Origin of the sequence: Micromonospora sp. KC207 (assembly GCF_004348615.1) — a bacterium.
Lineage (GTDB): Bacteria > Actinomycetota > Actinomycetes > Mycobacteriales > Micromonosporaceae > Micromonospora.
In genome coordinates this window covers 1-13,831 of sequence record NZ_SMKJ01000194.1, presented here as the reverse complement: position 1 = coordinate 13,831, position 13,831 = coordinate 1, and the positions used below count along the sequence as shown (strand labels likewise).

Here is a 13,831-nt window from a genome sequence, read left to right as displayed (position 1 = left end):
CCCCAAGCTCACCTCGCCGGCGCCCTCGCCGACGCCGGGTGGTCGCACCCCTCTTCCAGACGGCGGCTCGCGGCCCCTGCCCACCCTGCTGCCGCCGTCGGGCGCACCGGCGCTGCCCGGGCTGCCGCCGTCCGCCGGCGACCTGCCGGGCTGAGCCGGGCTGCGCACCCCCCCGGCCGGGCCGGTCCCGGGGCGGCGTGCCGGTTCTGGTCACCCCACCGGTGCGGCGGCTGTTCAACGGCAGCCAGCTCACCGACATCGCGCTGCACGTCAACAGCGTCGGGGTCAACCTGCCGGCCGGCTTCGCCCCGTCAGCGGAGCCAGGGGACGGAGCGGTCGAGACGTCCCTGCCGCATGAGTTCCCGGCGCAGCGGGATCTCCTCATCGACGTACCCGTCCCACCCGACGCACCAGCGTCGACGGGGCGAACTGGTCGATGCGCTGGCTGAAAGCCTGCCGGAGGCAGCGGGTGAACAGCTCTCCGCCGGCCGGCTCCCGGGCGCGCCGGGGAGCGAGTCGCGGGCAGTTTGGCCTGCCGAGGGGTCCGTTCCCTCTGGGGCGCGACAGCCTATGCCCAGTTCACGGTGAACGCGTCGGCGGCCGGTACGGCGGTGTTGGGGTCCGGTTCGCCAATGGTGCCAGTTGACAGCACGCTCCCGGGAGCAGAGTGACACAGCGAAGCGTCCCCCACCTAGCAGGAGCTACGTGGGGGACGCTTCGATCAGGCACGTGGGACGACACTCGCCGGGCCAAGAAGCTGACCAACCCGGCCGGCGACCGGCGTACGGCTAACGGAACCTGACCTGTACGGCGTCCCGTGCCGTCTCGATGTTCCGCTCGACCAAGCGGACCAGGATCATCTTCGGGCCGGAGTCGTACCTGTGGGTGTCGACGTTGAAGGTCCAGTCCGTCAGACCCTCGGCTGCCCGCCACCCGGTCTGGTCGGCCGCGCCGTTGCGGTCCACCACCTGCCACTGCACCACCGCGTTCGGTGCCACCCTGAACGTGCTCGCCGTAACCGCCGACGTGGTGCTGTCCACACGCGCCCGGGCGTAGATGGTGTGCTCACCAACCGGCAGCCTGCCGAGCGACAGCGACCAGGTGCCGGTCGCCGGGTCGAGCACCGCCTTCACCGGGTTGCCGAACGACGCGTCGTCGACGGATACCTCGACCCGGCGCTGGCTCGGGTGGTCGCCCGCGCCGGTCGGGTCCTCGCCCAGGTCAGGGACCGCGTACCTCCCGCCGGCCAGCACCGTCTCGTCCTCGGAGACCGCGCTCCCGCCCGCCGGCGAGTCGACCGTCACCCCAAAATCCAGCCCGGCCGGGGGCAGCGGCGCGGGCGTGATCTGTACGCGGGAAGCGTGCTGGCCTTCGAACCCGAATGCCCACGACCGCGCTCCGAGCAGTTGCACCTGGAACGTGAGCTGCTCCCCGGTGAACGCCGGCCGGGTGGTGCGGTACGAGAAGGCGTACCGGGTCCAGCAGGTCTCGCCGAGGGTGGCGCAGGCCGCGCCGCCCGGCCCGCTGCCGAGCATCGGCTGGGCCAGCCCTTCGCCGGTGCCGATCTCGCGGTCGGTGGCCATGAGTACGCCGACCGGCCGGATCACGGTGGGTGTCTCACCGGCGATGTACAGCTCCACGTTGACCGTCGACCCGGCGGGCAGCGGTGCGTCGAGGGTGTCCGTACCGGCGAAGATGCCCACCGGCCGGAACGCCGCGACCACCGACGTGACCCGCGACTCGAAGCAGGGTTCCAGGTCGCCAGGGCGGTTGGCGCGGTCCATGTACTGCTCGTTGTTCGTCGCCGCGCAGCCCGTCACGCCGGGTGTCGACGCGACGCGGCGGTGCAGCCAGTACGACAGGGTGTTGTCACCGAGCGGCTGGAGCCTGGATTGTGCCGCGGGCGACGTGGCCGCCGCGACCTTCTGCAGTACGGACAGCGCGCCGGCGGACGTGGCCACGTCGGCGAGGTCCACGCCGAGCCCGCTGGCGAGCGCCGAGGAGTCGGCCTTGCCGTCGCCGTCGCGGTCGAAGCCACCCCACAGCGTGTCCCGCACGGCCCGGTCGTACGCGAAGAACTGGTCCTCGAACGGCCGCTCGGGCAGTTGCGTCTCGCCGAGCAGAACGGCGATCGCCCGCTGGGCGGCGGCCGGGGTGGCGGCACCGTACCCCTCGAAGAGCACGTTCGGCTCGCCCGTGTACGGCGCGGTCAGCGGGTACGCGTACGGCGCCCCGGTGTTGTCCCGCCCGAGCGGCAGCGCGCTCTTGAGTACGGCTTGCCGCAGCTCGTCGCGGGTCAGCTTGCCGTCGGCGAGGTAGACGCTCTCCGTGCGGGGCACGCCCACCGCCACCGCCTGTCCGGGGCGCTGCCCCGCGGCGCCATCGCCGAGAGCGGCGCGAACCTGGCCGAGCACCGCGCCGAAAACCCCTGCGGTGTACGGCGTGGCGGCGGAGGTGCCGCCGAAGGCGCACTGACCGATGGTGCCGGACCGGCAGGCTGAGGGCAGGTTGCCGTCACCCCAGGACGACAGGTGTACCGGGATGCCGTCACCGACGATCGCCCGCTGGTTGTCGCGTCGGATCGCGCCCACGGTGATGTTCCAGTCCGGGCCGGTCTGGTCGGAGTGCCAGGTGCTCACCGGAACGTCGAACGCGTTGCCGACCCCGTTGCCGGCGGCAAACAGGGTGGTCTGGCCGCGTTCCGCCGCCCGCTTGGTCACCTCCTGGCCGTTGGAGACCGGACCGACGGGCGCGCCGCCGACGTAGCCGAACGAGTTGCTGGAGATGTCGACCCAGGGCAGTTGGGCCACGACGGATTCGTCCAGTGCCTCGACCACGACCAGCAGGCAGGTCGGACAGTAGCCGTACCGGTTGCCCGCGGAGACCGAGGCCGACCCGGAGCCGTGCCCGTTGTCGTCCAGGATCGGATGCGGGTCGTCGGATGAGGTGACCCCGGTCGAGCCGCCGGAGTCCACCGCTCCGATGATCTTCGTGCCGGGGATCCAGTACATCGAGCCCGGCTGGATCGTGGTGTTGCCCGACCAGAGCTTCGTGTCCTCCGGCGGGAAGTAGCCCCGGCCGAGCGTGATGTCCAGCGCCTTGGCGTCCTTCGGATAGCCGGGGATGTAGTCGCTGGGGTGCCGGGTGAAGTTCTTGGTCAGCGCGAGAACGTCCGGGTCCGGGTAGGTCTGCGCGGAGAATTCGAGGTGGTACGGGTTGATGCCGGTGTCGGCGACGCCGATCACGGTCAGCGGTGTGGTCTTCGAAGCGATCACCGCCGGGTCGGCCACCAGGACGCTGGTGGTCTCGCGCCGTTCGAGTCCCGCCGCGTCGGTGGCCTTCAGCGTCACCAGGTGCCGCCCCTCGGGCAGGTGTGCGGTAACCGAGCCGCCAGCGCTCTCGAACACCCCGTCGCCGTCGAGGTCCCAGCCCGCGACGACCGGCGCTGCTCCGCCGCGGACCGTGCCGCGCAGCGCCTGCTCGGCACCGGTCGCGAACGCGTAGGGCCCGCCGGACACCACCTCGGGCCGCGGGTCGGTGGCACCGGTCTCGCCGGTCACCACGACCCGTACCTGCTCCGGCGGCACGGTGGCGAACTTGACCGCGACCGCCCGCCAGGCACCGGGCGCGGGCGAGGGAACCACCGCCTCCTCCGGCCGTCCGGCAGACGCGCCGGACGACGCCACCCGGACGCCTGTCGGGTCGTACACCTCCAGGTCGTAGTCGTTGGCGGCGTTGGTGAAGGAGAGCTTGACGGTGATCCGCCGGGTCCCGGTCGGCACCGTGAAGCCGAACTCCATCCGCTCCCCGGTCGCGACGGCTCCCGGGGTGAGGTCGCTGTCGGTCCGGTCCAGCAGCGTGGTCTGGCCGGACCGGAAGACCACCACGCGTACGCTGTCCGAACTGGACTTCCCGGCTGCGTCGCGCACGGTCAGGGTCACCGGGTAGCTGCCCGCGGCCAGGCCGGCGGTGTCCAGCTCGGTGCTGGACGCGTCGGGGCTGACGAGTTTGCCGTTCGGGCTGGACCAGGTGAACTGGTAGGGGGCGGTGCCGCCGTACGCCGAGCCGAGCAGGACGGCACGCTCGCCGGCGGCGACGAACGCGCTGTCACCGGCGTCGGCGACCAGCGGCGTCGGCGAGGGGGCGGGGATCGTGGCGGAGGGGTTGGCCCTCCCGGCGACCGCGACCATACCCGACAACGGTGCCGACACCCTGCCGTTCTTCACGGGATTGCCGCCGACGGTGGCGACCGTCACTGTTGCCGAGGTCGCCGCGCCGGCGGCGCCCGGTGGGGTGGCGACGATCAGGGCGAGTGTCACGACACCGGCCGTGACGAGGGCGCCTCGTGTCTTGATGGACACGCGGGTTCCCCTTTCTCTGGAGGAAAGACCGACGGGAGTCTGTCTGCCGCTTATATCGGCCGGGCCGGCGGTTGCGTTACAGCCGCTCGCGCCGCTGCGCGCGCAGACACCCGCCAATCGGTCAAAACGGGGGCGTCCTGCGGCGGGCATCCGACGTCTGTGGTTCGACGCCGGGACGACGCAGGGCCGGCTGCCCGTCGGCCGTGGGAACTCGGATCAGCCGGCGCCGAAGCAGACGAACGCCGCGGCGGTGGCCCGGGCCGGGCCGTCGCCGGTCGCGCCGAACGCCTGCTGCGCTTCGGCCAGGGCCCGCGCCAGGCGGGCACCGGCGCGCATCCGGCGGTGCAGGTCCAGCATCAGCGCGGTGGTGGGCTCGGCCGGCGCCCGCATCGGCGAGATTCTAGCGCTGCGCTGGGAAGGTCTCGATCTCGCCGCTGAACGCCCGACCTCACCATCTGCGGCACGATCGTCGGCCTCGAATGGGTCACCCGCACACCTTCCGCAAGACCGTCGCGACCCTGATCGACAAGGAGGCCGACGCCAAAAGCGCCGCAGCCCAGCTCGGGCACGCCACCGAGCAGGTCACCAACAAGCACTACATCGTCAAACCCGCCCTCGCCCCGGACAGCTCCGACATCCTCGAACAGCTTGGGGCAGGTCCGGAGATCACCGGTCCTGCGCCTCAAGATCGTGGGAAGCGCCGGGCCAAGTAGACCCTGCACCCCCGCTGGCAGGTGTGCTGAACCTGATCGCTGGTAGGCGTTTCTGGGGGTTTTCGGGGGGCGATCCGAAACCGCATCGATGAAAAGGAGGCCCTGACCAGCTGATGCTGGTCAGGGCCTCACCTTGAGCCGCCTGACGGAATCGAACCGTCGACCTACGCATTACGAGTGCGTCGCTCTAGCCGACTGAGCTAAGGCGGCAACGATCGTCAAGTGTACGGCACACCCCCGCCGCCGCCACAGCGGGATGCCTCGCGGCGACCCCGGGGCCACGAGGTGCCGCCCTGCCAACCGGGCATCCGGCCCGTCCCTGCTCGCACCCGACAGCGGATCGGCCCCGTCCGGACTACGCTGCGGCGGGTGACCGACGATCGCACCCCCGTCGACGGCCCGGCCCCCATCGATGATCCCGACGCCGACCGCGCCTTCGCCCGGACGTCCCGCCGCCCGCGCAGCACGGACCCGCTGGAGCTGGGCTTCACCCCGCGCAAGCCCGTGCCGTGGCTCGCGCCGCTGCTGCTGATCAGCACCGGCCTGCGTACGCTGCTGGCGGCGCTGTTCGGGGCGTACCTCGACAAGCGGGAGTTGCAGAACGCGTTCGGCGACGGGGTCTTCCGCCAGGTCGGACCGGACGGCGGGCTGTGGCTGGACTACGTGGCCGACCTGGGCGACGGCTTCAACGCCACGTACTCGGTCGCGTACCTGCTCGCCCAGCCTGAGCTGGCGGTCGACGGGCACCGGCTGCCCCGGGCGCAGACCCTGGTGATGGGCGGCGACCAGGTCTACCCGTCGGCGTCGTACTCGGCGTACGAGGACCGGTGCAAGGGCCCGTACCAGGCCGCGCTGCCGGTCACGCCGCCCGAGCGGCCCACCCTGTTCGCGGTCCCCGGCAACCACGACTGGTACGACGGGCTGACCGCCTTCCTGCGGCTGTTCGTCCGCTCCCGGGACCGGCACTTCGGCGGCTGGGGCACCGGCCAGTCCCGCTCGTACTTCGCCGTCGAGCTGCCCGCCGACTGGTGGCTGCTCGGCCTCGACGACCAGTCCGGCTCGTACCTGGACGACCCGCAGCTCACCTACTTCGACGCCGTCGCGAAGCGGCTGGGGCCGCGCAGCCGGGTGATCCTGGCCGTGCCGGCACCGACGTGGGTCAAGGCCGCCGACCATCCCACGGCGTACGACTCCATCGACTACTTCCTGCGGACAATCGTCACGCCGACCGGGGCGCGGGTGCGGCTGCTGATCTCCGGCGACCTGCACCACTACGCCCGGTACGCCGGCCCGGACCGGCAGCTCATCACCTGCGGCAGCGGCGGGGCGTACCTGTACCCGACCCACCACCTGCCGGAGCGGATCGAGGTGCCGCCGAAGGACACCCTGTCCCGGCGGGCCAGCCGCAGCCTCCCGTACGACCTCGCGGCCAGCTTCCCCGACCGGGCCCGCTCCCGCCGGTACCGCTGGGGGGTCTTCGCCCGGCTGCCGAGACGCAACCCGGGGTTCGGCACCCTGCTGGGCACCGTGCACACCCTGCTCATGCTGGCCATGGCCGGGGTGGCGACGGGCCGGGCCGGCGGCACCGAGCAACGGCTGCTGAGCGTCCCGCTGGTGGCGATGCTGGTGGTGACGATGCTGGGCGCGGTCTTCTTCGCGAAGCCGCCGAGCGCCAGCGGCAAGCGGCACGTGCGGCACTGGATCCTCGGAGTCGTACACGGGGTGGCGCAGGTGGCGCTCGCCGCCGCCGGCACCTGGGCCTGGCTGTCGGTGCCCCTGCACGACTGGCCGTGGCCGCTGCCGGTGGCGGCCGCGGCGGTGGTGTACGGCCCGCTGATCGGTCTCCTCGCCAGCGAACTGGTGGCGGCGTACCTGCTGGTCGCCGGGGCGTTCGGGGTGAACGTCAACGAACTGTTCGCCGGTCAGGGCATCGAGGACGCCAAGGCGTTCCTGCGGATGCGCATCGACCCGGACGGCACGTTGACCGTCTACCCGATCGCGGTGGACCGGGTCGCCCGCGACTGGCGGCTGAATCCCGACCGGTCGCCGACCGCCTCCTGGCTGACCCCGAAGGACCCGCTGACCCCGCGGCTGGCCGAGCCGCCCGTCGTGCTGGAGCCCTGACCGCCTCAGCCGGTGTAGTGCTGGTCGTGGGCCTGGCGAGGGGCGCAGACGGCGGCCCGGCTGCACGAGCAGCGGGAGCCGTCGGCGTCCAGGCGGACGGTCACCGCGTCTCTCGGGACGCTGTGGCCGACCACGCGGCCCTCCCCTTCCGGCGTCGTGACGCGGGCACCGACGGCCGGGGCCGACTCCTGGAACCTGGCGTACAGCGGATGTTCGTACTTCAGGCAGCACATCAGCCGGCCGCAGGCCCCGGAGATGCGCAGCGGGTTGAGCGGCAGGTCCTGGTCCTTGGCCATCCGGATCGTCACCGGCTCGAAGTCGGTGAGGAAGGTGGCGCAGCACAGGTCGCGCCCGCAGGAGCCGATGCCGCCCTGGACCCGCGCGGAGTCCCGGGCGGAGAGCTGGCGCAGCTCGACCCGGCAGTGCAGGGTGGCCCCCAGGTCGCGGACGAGGGACCGGAAGTCGACCCGGTGCGGGGCGGTGAAGTAGATCGTGGTGCGGTCCCCGCCGCCGTCGGCGGTGGCGAGCACGTGGTCGACGGCGACCACCTTCATCGGCAGGCCGTGCTCGCGGATCAGCCGCTTCGCGGCCACCTTCGCCTCGGCCTTGCGCCGCCGCAGCAGCTCGTCGCGGCGCAGGTCGTCGTCGCCGGCCAGGCCGGCGAGCCGGGGGAAGCCGTCGGTGTCCTCGCTGACCCACTGCGCGGCCCAGACGCACTCCGCGACCTCGGGACCGTCGTCGGTGGGGACCAGCACCCGGTCGCCCACCTGCGGGCGGAACTCGCCCGGGTCGAGGTAGTAGAGACGCCCGTACCGGTTGAAGCTGACCGCGCAGAGCATGCCCATGCCATCACCCTACGACGCGGTGACGCCCGACACCCACTCGCGCGTCACCGCCGGTCATCGGACCCGCAGCGGCGAGTCGTGGTACGCGACGCCGGCCGTCGACCCGCGCCAGGTCGTCTCCGCGAGGCTCGGCGACCACTGGCGCAGCAGCGTCTCCGCTCCGTCGTACGCCACCCCGAGCACGGCCAGCACCCGGTGGGCGATGTCGGCCGCCGCGAGCAGCCCCGCCACGCCGGGCTCGGCTCCCGGGGCGGTGGCGGCGTGCACCCGGACCGCCTCGGCGGAGCCGAGCACGTCGGCGAGCGCGCGGGCCAGCGCGAGGCGGCTGCCCTCCATCCAGTCGGCGAGGGCGTCCGCGTACCCGGCCGTGGCCTCCAGCCGGCCCACCAGGCTCTCCGGGCCCTCGTCTAGGTGGCGCAGCAGCGCCGAGCGCGCCTGGTCGTACGCCGAGGCGGCCGGCCCGGACCAGGCGGCGGGGTCGGTGAGGGTGCGGCACACCTCGTCGTACCCCCGGACGAGCCCGCGCACCGCGTGGCCGGCGCCGTTCAGCGGGGCCGGGTGCAGGTCGAGGAAGCCCCGCAGGGCGTCGCCGGGGAGCACCTGCATGCGGCGCAGCAACGGCCAGAGCCGGTGCCCCTCGGGCGCTCCGCCGGCGAGCAGCGTGTCGACCCGGCCGAGCAGGTCCAGCCCCGGCTCGGCGAGGCGGTCCAGGGCGTCCATCAGACCTCCCGGCCCAGCCGGCGGCGGACGGCGTCGTCCACCCCCGCGTACCGGTCGGCGGCGCTGCGCACGGCGGACGCGGCGGCGGTGAGCCGGGTCGCGGCGACGGCCGCCTCCCGGGCCCGGTCGCCGGTGGCGTCGGTCCACCGCCGGTGCAGCGCCCGGCCGATCTCGCCGGGGCGGCCCGGGACGTGCGCGCCGAACGCCGGGTGCGGCGGGTCGGTGGCGGTGACGGCGCGGGCGAGCGCCTCCAGGGCGGCGCTGGCCTCCTCCAGCCGGGCGGCGAGGGCGCGCAGCTCGTCCACGTCAGGCCCCCGCGAGCGGCCGGTACGCGGCGAACGTCTCGTTGTGCAGCTTCTCCCGGGCCCACTGGGCAGCGTCGGCGGCGGCGGCCACGGCGGCGCGCACGGAGGCGGCGACGTCCCGGTGGTGGCGTTGGTGCAGCGGGCCGAGGAAGCGCACGTCGGTGATCCGGCCGCCGGCGGTGACCACCACCTCGACCAGCCCGTCCGGGGAACGCACGGTGACCTCCACGGTCGCCACCGCCTGGTCGAACTCGGCCTGCAACGCCTCGATGCGGCGGTAGCGCCGCACCGCCTCCTCGATCCAGGCCTCGTCGATCTCCCCCCGAGGCATCGCGGACTCCTCCCGGCAGTGCACTCACTGAGTGTGCCGCCACGGTCACCACGGCATCACCGGACCGTACCGCACACCAATCGGACCTGTCGATGGCCTGTGGACGGAGCAGGGTTGGGCGGTCAGCCCTTCCAGAGGGACAGCATCATCGCCTCCACCGCGATGCGCGGCTTGACGTTGGCCTCGATGGCGGCCCGGCACTCCAGCACGGCCTCCAGCCGGCGCAGCGCCCCCTCGGCGTGCCACTTCTGCGCGCCCGCCTCGGCCAGCGCGGCGGTGTCGGTGTGCACCGGGGCGACCGGCGCGCGCAGCGCCGCGATCAGCGCGTCGCGGTAGAAGCCGGCGAGGTCGACCAGGGCCCGGTCCAGGGCGTCCCGCTGGGCCCGGGTGGCCCGCGACTTCTGCCGCTTCTCCAGGTCCTTGAGCTGCCCTTGGGCACCGCGCATCGCGCCGGCCGCACCCCGGCCGGTGCCGCCCGCGCCAAGCGCCGTCTGCAACGCGGCCCGTTCCGCCTCGTCGAGTTCGGTGACGGACGCGGCGGCCTCCGCCTCGGCGGCCTCGATCAGCGCGGACGCCGCGTCGAAGGCGGCGCCCACGCCGGTCAGCCGGCGCGGCACGGCGAGCACGGCGTCGCGCCGCCTGCGGGCCTCCGGGTCGCCGGCGAGCCGCCGGGCCCGGCCCACGTGCCCCTGCGCGGCAGCCGCCGCCCACCGCGCCAAGTCCGGCGCGATCCCGTCCCGGCGGACCAGCACCTCGGCCACCGCCTCGGGCGCGGGCTGCCGCAGCGGTACGAGCCGGCAGCGCGATCGGATGGTCACCGAGACGTCGTCCGGGTGGGTCGACGGGGCGCAGAGCAGGAACACCGTGCGTGGCGGCGGCTCCTCGACGGCCTTGAGCAGCGCGTTGCCGGCCGCTTCGGTGAGTCGGTCGGCGTCGGAGATGATCACCACCTGCCAGCGCCCGCCGGACGGGGTGCTGGCCGCCCGCAGCACCAGGGCGCGCATCTCGCCGACGCCGATGCTGAGCCCCTCGGGCACCACCAGCCGCACGTCGGCGTGGGTGCCGGCCATGGTGGTGTGGCAGCCCGGGCACGCGCCGCACCCGGTGCCGTACGCGCACTGGAGGGCGGCGGCGAAGGCGCGGGCGGCCACCGAGCGGCCCGAGCCGGGCGGCCCGGTGAAGATCCACGCGTGGGTCATCCCGGCCCCGGGCTCGGCGGCGGGCCCGGCGCCGCCCGGCCCGTCGGCGTTCTCGGCCTCCGCCTCGGCGGCGAGGTCGTCGAAGCCGTCGGTGTCCTCGAAGCCGGCGGGTGCCTCGGGTCGGGCGGGAGCGCCTGCGACCGTGGGGCCGGCGGAGGACGCCACGCGCGCGAGGGCGGCCTGCCGGAGTTGGGCGGCGGCCGACGCGGCAGCCCGCCGCAGCGTGTCGACCGCCTCGTCCTGCCCGACCAGGTCGGCGAAGACGCCCGGCGGGATGGCGGAGACGCCCGGCATCAGGTCCGGTGCTCCATCGTCACCAGCTCCGCGTCGGATAACTCGGGCTGCACCGAGGTGTCCGGCCCCTGGGCGGGACGGGGGTGCACGATGCCGGCCGGGTCGACCAGGAACTCCCTCACCCGCAGGGCGACCAGCGCGGCGGTCTCCTCGACCGGGCGGGACGCGTCCAGCACCAGGTAGCGCCTCGGGTCGTTCGCGGCGAGGTCGAGGAAGGCGTACCGGACCCGCTCGTGGAAGGCGACGGACTCGGCCTCCAACCGGTCGGTTCCCTCGCTGCGGGCGGCGACCCGGGACAGGCCGGTGTGCGGGTCCACGTCGAGCAGCACCACCAGGTCGGGCTTGAGCCCGCCGGTGGCCCAGGAGGAGAGCCAGGAGACCTCGTCGACGGGAAGCGTCCGCCCGGCCCCCTGGTACGCCAGGGACGAGTCGACGTACCGGTCGCTGATCACCACCGCGCCCCGGGCCAGCGCCGGCCGGACCACGGTCGCGACGTGGTGCGCCCGGTCGGCGGCGTAGAGCAGCGCCTCGGCGCGCGGCGACGGGCCCTCGACGGTGGCGTCGAGCAGCAGCGCGCGGATCCGCGCCCCGACCTCGGTGGCTCCCGGCTCCCGGGTCACCACCACCTCGCGCCCCTGCCCGCGCAGCCGCTCGGCGAGCGCGGCGAGCTGGGTGGACTTGCCGGCCCCCTCGCCGCCCTCGAAGACCACGAAGAGCCCGCTGGAGACGAAGTTCTCGGCCGGCATCAGCGGGCGGCCCCGGATCGACCCCCAGAGGTCGGCGAGGACCGGCACGCCCTTCTTGTCGTCCATCTGGCCGAAGGCGCTGATCCCGGCGAAGATGCCGGCGGCACCGGCGGCGAGCAGCAGCAGCCGGGTGGAGGAGACGGAGATGCCGAGGTCGGCGATGGTCAGCTTGCGGGACCCGCCGACGCCGACCAGGAGACTGCTCAGCGCGATGGCCAGGATCAGCACCAGCCGGGTGCCGATCTGCACGACCGCGAAGACCCGGCCGCGTACCTCGTCGGCGACCTCGCCGCCGAGCAGCGTGGTGCCGGCGAGGAAGGCCATCCCCGCGCCCGCGCCGACCAGGATCGCGCCGAGCATCGCCATGGACAGGTGCACGGCGAACGCGAGCACCAGCACCGACGCGCTGGCCAGCACGATGCTCATGCCGAACCAGCGCCGCCGGGACATGTCCCGGACGATCATCGGGCCGAGCCCGATGCCCAGGGCGAGGCCGATGAACATCGCGCCGAAGAGCAGGTAGAAGGCGGCGTCGCCGGCGCCGAGCGAGGCGGCGAAGAACTTGGCCGTGCCGATCACGATGCCGCCGCCGGCGAACGCGCCGAAGATCCCGAGCACCAGGCCGCGTACCAACGGGGTCTGGCCGATGTACTTCCAGCCCTCGGTGAACTGGCGCATGACGCCCTGCTCGGTGCGCTCCGCCCCGCTGGCCTGCGCCTGGCTGATCTCCTTGATCCCGCAGGCGACCACCAGGGCGGTGGCCAGCCGGGAGAACGCGTTGAACCAGAGCGCGAGCTGCGCCGGCTCGGCCCAGGACGGCATCTCTCCGCCGGTGGCCCCCCGGATGCTGCGGTCGAGCAGGGCGAGGCCGAGCGCGGCGGCGATCGGGGTGAGCCCGTACGTGGTGATCAGGGTGAGCTGGTTGGCGGCCTCCAGCCGGGCGCGCGGGATCAGGTTCGGGACCGCGGCCTCCTTGGCCGGGATCCAGAGCAGGGTGAGCGTCTCGATCAGGAAGGTCGCGATCGCCGCCCAGCCGACCACCAGCCCGCCGCTGGCCCCGGTGAGCGCGAACAGCGGGATGGAGGCGAAGAGCAGGAAGCGCAGCACGTCGCAGATGACCATCGTCCAGCGCCGGTCGAACCGGTCGGCGAGCACGCCGGCCACCGGGCCGAGGATCAGCGCGGGCAGCAGCCGGATCGCGATCAGCGTGCCGAACGCGGCACCCTGGGCGGTGCTGCCCGAGACCTGGGCGGCGGCGAAGACCGAGGTGGCGAGCAGGCCGAGCCAGTCGCCGAAGGACGCGGCGCCGAGCACGATCCAGAGCCGGCGGAACGGCCGGATACGCAGCACGGAGCGGATCGCGGCGGCCCCGGACCCGTCCGTCGCCGGCGATCCGGCCGGTTGCCCGGTCGCCTGACCGCCGGTGCGGCCGGTGTCCGCGCCGCCGGGTGTGCCGGCCGCCGGCGACCCGCCGGGCGACTCGCCGCTGTTCTGGCTTTCGATGGCCGTACCTCCACGTGCCGGCCCAACGCTGGGCAGTCCCGGTGCAACACTCTAGTCCCGGCCGAGGGACTTCCCGCCCGCGACAGTGCCTGCTCGTCGCAGCCTAGGCCGCCGGCGCCACCGGCCGCCCGCCGACAATGCGAGGCACTTTCACATTGACCGATCGACAGTTAGCGTGCACACGTGACCACCCAAGGCGACAAACTGCGCGTACGCCTGGAGCGGGCGACCGCCCACCTCGACCCGCCGTACGCGGTGGTGGACCTGACCGCGTTCGACACCAACGCGGCGGCGCTGCCCACCCGGGCCGGCGGCAAGCCGATCCGGGTCGCCAGCAAGTCCGTCCGGTCCCGCGAGATGCTCCGCCGGGTGCTGGGCCGCCCCGGCTGGCGGGGGGTGATGGCGTTCACGCTGCCCGAGGCGAGCTGGCTCGTCCGCTCCGGCGTCACCGACGACGCGCTCGTGGCGTACCCCACGGCCGACCGGGGGGCGCTCGCCGAGCTGGTTGCCGACGAGGGGCTGGCCGGAACCGTCACGCTGATGATCGACGGGACCGACCAGCTCGATCTCGTCGACGCGGTGTGTCCGCCGGCCCGCCGGCCCGCGCTGCGCGTCTGCGTCGACCTCGACGCGTCCTGGCGACCGCTGGGCGGGCGGGTGCACGTCGGGGTGCGGCGCTCGCCGGTGCAC

Annotated in this window: 10 protein-coding genes, 1 tRNA gene and 2 pseudogenes; 4 read left to right on the top strand and 9 right to left on the bottom strand. The window is 74.0% G+C overall.

The features are described from left to right. Positions 1-197: 197 nt before the first annotated feature. Complete coding sequence (locus tag E1258_RS34030) at positions 198-449, top strand: hypothetical protein (protein WP_207919667.1); 252 nt, start codon at positions 198-200, stop codon at positions 447-449. Between the two features lie 339 nt (positions 450-788). On the opposite strand, the gene E1258_RS22150 is transcribed toward E1258_RS34030, so the two are convergent. Both E1258_RS22150 and E1258_RS33520 read right to left on the bottom strand, forming a co-directional pair. Next, positions 789-4,319, bottom strand: coding sequence for a S8 family serine peptidase (locus E1258_RS22150; protein ID WP_207919666.1), 3,531 nt, complete (start codon positions 4,317-4,319; stop codon positions 789-791). Positions 4,320-4,577: 258 nt separating this feature from the next. Then, complete coding sequence (locus E1258_RS33520) at positions 4,578-4,751, bottom strand: hypothetical protein (protein ID WP_165949869.1); 174 nt, start codon at positions 4,749-4,751, stop codon at positions 4,578-4,580. Between E1258_RS33520 and E1258_RS22145 the strand changes: the two are divergent. Next, positions 4,735-5,074, top strand: a pseudogene (locus tag E1258_RS22145) (hypothetical protein); the annotation flags it as partial. The gene E1258_RS33520 and the pseudogene E1258_RS22145 overlap by 17 nt on opposite strands. A 136-nt stretch (positions 5,075-5,210) precedes the next feature. On the opposite strand, the gene E1258_RS22140 reads toward E1258_RS22145, so the two are convergent. After that, positions 5,211-5,284: transfer RNA gene (locus E1258_RS22140), tRNA-Thr, on the bottom strand. A gap of 159 nt (positions 5,285-5,443) precedes the next feature. On the opposite strand from E1258_RS22140, the gene E1258_RS22135 reads away from it, so the two are divergent. Further along, the gene (locus E1258_RS22135) at positions 5,444-7,198 is read left to right on the top strand and encodes a metallophosphoesterase (protein WP_371688658.1); all 1,755 of its coding nucleotides are present in this window, start codon (positions 5,444-5,446) and stop codon (positions 7,196-7,198) included. Between the two features lie 5 nt (positions 7,199-7,203). Here E1258_RS22135 and E1258_RS22130 read toward each other — a convergent pair whose 3' ends face one another. The 6 genes from E1258_RS22130 to tmk form a co-directional block, all read right to left on the bottom strand. Further along, entirely contained in the window at positions 7,204-8,043 is an 840-nt protein-coding gene (locus tag E1258_RS22130) for a regulatory iron-sulfur-containing complex subunit RicT (protein ID WP_132404491.1), read from the bottom strand. Positions 8,044-8,097: 54 nt separating this feature from the next. Continuing rightward, positions 8,098-8,763, bottom strand: a complete 666-nt coding sequence (locus tag E1258_RS22125) for a hypothetical protein (RefSeq protein ID WP_132404489.1) — start codon at positions 8,761-8,763, stop codon at positions 8,098-8,100. Continuing rightward, positions 8,763-9,068 carry a hypothetical protein gene (locus E1258_RS22120; protein WP_132404487.1) on the bottom strand — a complete coding sequence of 102 codons (306 nt, stop codon included), beginning with the start codon at positions 9,066-9,068 and terminating at the stop codon, positions 8,763-8,765. Before E1258_RS22120 ends, E1258_RS22125 begins: the two co-directional genes overlap by 1 nt. 1 nt (position 9,069) lies before the next feature. Beyond that, positions 9,070-9,399: a YbaB/EbfC family nucleoid-associated protein gene (locus E1258_RS22115; RefSeq protein ID WP_007074184.1), complete on the bottom strand. Its 330-nt coding sequence runs from the start codon at positions 9,397-9,399 to the stop codon at positions 9,070-9,072. Positions 9,400-9,521: 122 nt separating this feature from the next. Further along, on the bottom strand, positions 9,522-10,892 hold the full coding sequence (locus E1258_RS22110) for a DNA polymerase III subunit delta' (RefSeq protein ID WP_132404485.1): 1,371 nt from the start codon (positions 10,890-10,892) through the stop codon (positions 9,522-9,524). Next, positions 10,892-12,988, bottom strand: coding sequence for a dTMP kinase (gene tmk, locus E1258_RS22105; RefSeq protein WP_132404483.1), 2,097 nt, complete (start codon positions 12,986-12,988; stop codon positions 10,892-10,894). The genes E1258_RS22110 and tmk overlap by 1 nt, the downstream gene beginning before the upstream one ends. Before the next feature lie 336 nt (positions 12,989-13,324). Here tmk and E1258_RS22100 point away from each other — a divergent pair. Further along, positions 13,325-13,831 (top strand): annotated as a pseudogene (locus E1258_RS22100) (alanine racemase); the annotation flags it as partial.

Bases quoted from the DNA above. Each gene is read 5' to 3' on its own strand.
- E1258_RS33520 (WP_165949869.1), bottom strand. From the start codon at position 4,751: ATGCGGGCGCCGGCCGAGCCCACCACCGCGCTGATGCTGGACCTGCAC.
- E1258_RS22130 (WP_132404491.1), bottom strand. From the start codon at position 8,043: ATGGGCATGCTCTGCGCGGTCAGCTTCAACCGGTACGGGCGTCTCTAC.
- E1258_RS22125 (WP_132404489.1), bottom strand. From the start codon at position 8,763: ATGGACGCCCTGGACCGCCTCGCCGAGCCGGGGCTGGACCTGCTCGGC.
- E1258_RS22115 (WP_007074184.1), bottom strand. From the start codon at position 9,399: ATGCCTCGGGGGGAGATCGACGAGGCCTGGATCGAGGAGGCGGTGCGG.
- E1258_RS22110 (WP_132404485.1), bottom strand. From the start codon at position 10,892: ATGCCGGGCGTCTCCGCCATCCCGCCGGGCGTCTTCGCCGACCTGGTC.